Here is a 4,567-nt window from a genome sequence, read left to right as displayed (position 1 = left end):
TATGGTTGCAGGTCCTAAGAAGGCAAAACTACTTCCCAAATACGCCGGTGCTTTTCTTTTTGTTATCAAAATAAATAACAGTGTACCTATACCGTTCATTAGTAGAACAATACTAGGATTGATCCCCAAAACTATAGGTACTAATACACTTGCCCCGAACATAGCAAAAGTATGTTGTATACTTAGAGGTATCAGCATCTTAGGAGATACTTTTTCGTCTACTCCAATAATTCTTTTCATAAATCCTCCTTTTTTTTATCCTATATATTCTACATTGAACTCACTTATATTTCAAGTAGTTTGACTTGTATATATTCTAACTGATATAATAAAAAGCGTTATTTGAAAGGAAATTATTATGGAAAACAACGGAAATTATTTGAAAACCAAATTATTAGAAAATGGTATCAAACCTACATATCAAAGGATAGTAATCTTGGATTATTTGGAAACTTATCATATTCATCCAACAGTTGATGATATTTATAATTACCTAGCTCCAAAACTAACGACATTATCCAGAACAACTATCTATAATACAGTTAAAATTTTCGTAAAAGCTGGAATCGTATCAGAACTTAACATCGATAATTCAGAGTTAAGATATGATATAACTACAGAAACACATGGTCATTTCAAGTGTGATAAGTGTGGGAAAATTTACAACTTTACCGCTGACAAAGCTATCGAAAGTTCTGATTTAAATGGATTTAAAGTTACTACTACAAATATTCTAATAAATGGAATATGCAAAGATTGCTTGGATAAAGAAAATGAATAGTGAATTTTATAAGATTGAACCTAGAGATGATTTGTATATAAAATTACTTTTCATTTCCAAAACAAATTTACAAATGAACGAACAAATCAAACGAGGAATTCTTCCATTTTATCAAATGTATTATTGTTTAAAAGGCAATGGAACTTTTATTGTCAACGATAAAAAAATAGAAATTCTCCCATTTGATGTATTAATAGTAAACCAAGGTTCCAAAATCACAGAAATTTCGCACTCAGAAACTTTTGAATTTTATACTTTGGCAATCTCAGAAGTATCATTTGATACAGAACAAAAAGATAAGGCAGTGCTTAGTATCAAACACAATCACATCAACGACCGTGATATGGTTATTTTATATTATATTAATAAAATTCTTGAAGAAGCTAAGTACAAAAGATTCAGATATCAAAGGGTTTGTTCATGCTTAATCAGTATTCTAATCACAGAAATTCAAAGACGCGGCGACTTAAAGTTCACAATGGATGATCCTTCACAAGATTCATTTACAAAACATGTTGAAGATTACATTTATGAAAATTTCAATCAAGAAATTACATTGGACTCTATTTCAAAAAAATTCAGGGTATCGAAGTCACATTTGATTCATGAATTTAAAAATGATTACGGTAAAACTCCTATGCAGTTTTTGCTAAACAGAAGAATGGAATCCGCGATGTTATTGTTGAAAACATCAAACAAACCTATCAATGATATAGCTAAGCTTTGTGGATTCAACTCACAGTCTTATTTTGACCAAGCATTTCGTAGAATTGTTAAAGTAACTCCTAATGATTATCGCAACAAATACAAAACAAAAATCAAAAAAATAAAAAAATAGACTTTGTTTTATTTATTACCTTAAATTTAAAAACAAAGTCTATTTTTATTTCAAACTACTCAGAGATTAATGATTTTACAAACACGAACTTGTTTTCATCACTGAATTCATCAGAAAAACTATATCCATCACTTGAAAAATTCTTCAATTCATTAATTTCTACGATATCGTTCTTTGCCATATAATTTACCATTCTACCTCTGAGAATTTTTGACGAAGTCGCTTTTGTTTTCAGCTTAATACATCCATCTTTCAATGTTTCTTCTTTAAATTCAATTCTCAAAGGCTTAATATCCAAATATTTGTAAATATTTTGTCCGTATTCTTTTGATGCCAAATCAATTATTTTCTCACCTTTAAAATAATTTCTTATTTCATCTTCCCAGAAATCATACATATTGATAATCTTATCTTCAAAATCCAATCTGTATCTTGCAACTTGATCAAGAGGACGAAGAATTCCGTATAGTCCCGATAATATTCTAAGGTGTTTTTCAAGATATTCAATTTCTACATCTTTTAATGAATCTATATCCATGTATTGGTATTGAATTCCGTAAAAGCTTTCAATTGCAGAACCTTTAACGGAAGAATCGAATTTTTGATATAAATTATAACTGTCATTGGCTATTTTATCGGAGCATTTCCATATCATTTTTAGTTCTTCTACAGATTTAGTTTTCATCATTAAAACCAGTTGGTTTTTCTTATCTTCAAACAAACAATTGGTGTGCATGTTTCTCATTTTTCTGATTTTAAAAGTTTTTGCTGGTGAAATTATAATTTTCATACTTGTCCTTTTTAAATGTATAGTGTTATGAACATATTACCACAAAAATAGACTGAGTAATCTAATTCTACAATTATTTTACCCAGTCTTATTTTTATGCTTCGTTTTCTTGTTTTGCTATAATATCTTTGACTTTCATAAGTCTTGTGATATTAGCACGTTCGTTTTCATCAAGTTTTGCTCTGATATATTTAATTGTTTCTTCCAAATCAGGAATTGTTCTATATTCCAAAGCATTTACTCTTCTTCTGGTTTGCTCAATTTCATCCGCCATTAATTGCGTAGCTTTTTCGATTTGAGCCAATTCAAGCATGTCATCCATTACTGAATTTAATGAATCAATTGCCAAATCCAAATCCTGTGATGTTTGAGCGTATCCATAAGGATAAATTTCGCTAGAATCTGATTCACCTTCACGAGAGAATTTCATTTGTGGAATAATTACACTCATTACGTTTTTAGTTTCGATATCGACATTTACCTTTGTTTTAGGAACAGATACCGCTTCATCCAAAAACTCTGGGCTCATTATTGCACTTGCCATTAGGAAATCACTGAAAGAGTTTTGGAGTTTTTCTTCAACTTTTTCTCTCAATGCTTTGTTTTCCTTAATCATATCGATGAATTGTCTCATAAGTTCATCTTGTTTGTCTTTTAATAACTTATGACCTCTTGTAGATGTTTTGAGTCTAGCTTTCAGCTCCGAAAGAGCCATTCTTGTTGGATTGACGTTGAGTCTTGCCATTACTCATCAGTCCCTTCACCATTTCCAAGATATTTATCTATTAATTCATCTTTAATTCTCTTCAATTCAGTACGTGGGATTTCTTTTAATAAGTCCCAACCAATATTAAGAGTTTCTTTGATAGATCTATCAGTATAATAACCTTGATCTACATATTCTCTTTCGAATCTTTCTGCAAATTTCGCAAATGCTTTATCTGATTCACTCAAAGCTGATTCTCCAAGGATTGCAGATAATTGTTTTGCATCAAGTCCAGATGCATATCCAGCATAGATTTGGTTCATTGTATCTGCATGGTCTTCTCTTGTTTTGCCTTTACCAATACCTTTATCTTTAAGTCTTGATAATGATGGAATAGCATTGATTGGAGGTTCATATCCTTTTTTGTATAATTCACGTGAAAGAATGATTTGTCCTTCAGTAATGTATCCTGTCAAGTCTGGTATTGGGTGAGTAATATCATCTTCTGGCATTGTCAAGATAGGAATTTGAGTAATAGATCCTTCTCTTCCAACTATTCTACCAGCTCTTTCATATAAAGTCGCAAGGTCAGTGTACAAGTATCCTGGATATCCTCTACGACCTGGAACTTCTTTTCTGGCTGCAGAAACTTCACGAAGTGCTTCTGCGTAGTTTGTCATGTCTGTCATGATTACCAAAACGTGCATGCCTTTTTCAAATGCCAAGAATTCCGCACAAGTAAGTGCCATTTTTGGAGTGGAAAGTCTTTCGATTGCGGGGTCATCTGCTAAGTTCATGAACAATACTGCTCTGTCGATGGCTCCTGTTTTGTTGAAATCTCCGATAAAATATTGAGCTTCTTCGAAAGTGATTCCCATCGCTGCAAATACTACGGCGAATTTATCGTCTTTACCCAAAACTTTTGCTTGTCTAGCTATTTGAGCAGCTAATTTGTTGTGAGGAAGACCTGAACCTGAGAATATAGGAAGTTTTTGTCCTCTAACAAGAGTATTCAAACCATCAATTGTGGATACACCTGTTTCGATAAATTCTGATGGATAGTCTCTGGATACTGGGTTGATAGATGAACCATTTATGTCCACTTTATCTTCTGGAATGATTTTAGGTCCATTGTCTATTGGTCTTCCTAACCCGTCAAATACTCTACCAATCATATCCTCAGATACTCCAAGTTCCAAAGGTCTACCCAAAAATCTTACTGTTGTTTCTTGTAAGTTAATTCCTTTTGTACCTTCGAATACTTGAACCATCGCTACATCATGGTCTATTTCTACAACACGACCACGTCTTTTTTCTCCACTTTGTAATTCTATTTCAACAAGTTCGTCGTATTTTACGCCTTCTACACCTTCTACCGCCATTAATGGTCCGACTACTTCTGTTACTGAATTATAATCTTTAATCATTAACGTTCACCTCCATTAACTAAAT

The 4,567-nt window shown here is 32.0% G+C and carries 6 protein-coding genes; 2 read left to right on the top strand and 4 right to left on the bottom strand.

Annotated features, from left to right (window positions below):
* Window positions 1-240: solute carrier family 23 protein (locus KHW44_RS06640; RefSeq protein WP_304067516.1), on the bottom strand; the 240-nt coding region annotated here is incomplete at its 3' end.
* Between the two features lie 118 nt (window positions 241-358).
* Here KHW44_RS06640 and KHW44_RS06635 point away from each other — a divergent pair.
* Complete coding sequence (locus tag KHW44_RS06635) at window positions 359-781, top strand: Fur family transcriptional regulator (protein ID WP_294685128.1); 423 nt, start codon at window positions 359-361, stop codon at window positions 779-781.
* The gene (locus tag KHW44_RS06630; protein WP_294685129.1) at window positions 774-1,619 is read left to right on the top strand and encodes an AraC family transcriptional regulator; all 846 of its coding nucleotides are present in this window, start codon (window positions 774-776) and stop codon (window positions 1,617-1,619) included. The genes KHW44_RS06635 and KHW44_RS06630 overlap by 8 nt, the downstream gene beginning before the upstream one ends.
* A gap of 55 nt (window positions 1,620-1,674) precedes the next feature.
* Here KHW44_RS06630 and yaaA read toward each other — a convergent pair whose 3' ends face one another.
* The 3 genes from yaaA to KHW44_RS06615 form a co-directional block, all read right to left on the bottom strand.
* Window positions 1,675-2,409 carry a peroxide stress protein YaaA gene (gene yaaA / locus KHW44_RS06625; RefSeq protein WP_304067509.1) on the bottom strand — a complete coding sequence of 245 codons (735 nt, stop codon included), beginning with the start codon at window positions 2,407-2,409 and terminating at the stop codon, window positions 1,675-1,677.
* Between the two features lie 94 nt (window positions 2,410-2,503).
* Entirely contained in the window at window positions 2,504-3,154 is a 651-nt protein-coding gene (locus KHW44_RS06620; RefSeq protein ID WP_304067506.1) for a V-type ATP synthase subunit D, read from the bottom strand.
* Window positions 3,154-4,542, bottom strand: coding sequence for a V-type ATP synthase subunit B (locus KHW44_RS06615; RefSeq protein WP_304067503.1), 1,389 nt, complete (start codon window positions 4,540-4,542; stop codon window positions 3,154-3,156). The genes KHW44_RS06620 and KHW44_RS06615 overlap by 1 nt, the downstream gene beginning before the upstream one ends.
* Between the last annotated feature and the right edge of the window lie 25 nt (window positions 4,543-4,567).

The sequence above is a fragment of the Finegoldia magna genome (assembly GCF_018371055.1).
Taxonomy (GTDB): domain Bacteria; phylum Bacillota; class Clostridia; order Tissierellales; family Peptoniphilaceae; genus Finegoldia; species Finegoldia magna_I.
Note: the sequence above shows the minus strand (reverse complement) of the source record. Positions and strands in the feature narration are given on the sequence as shown.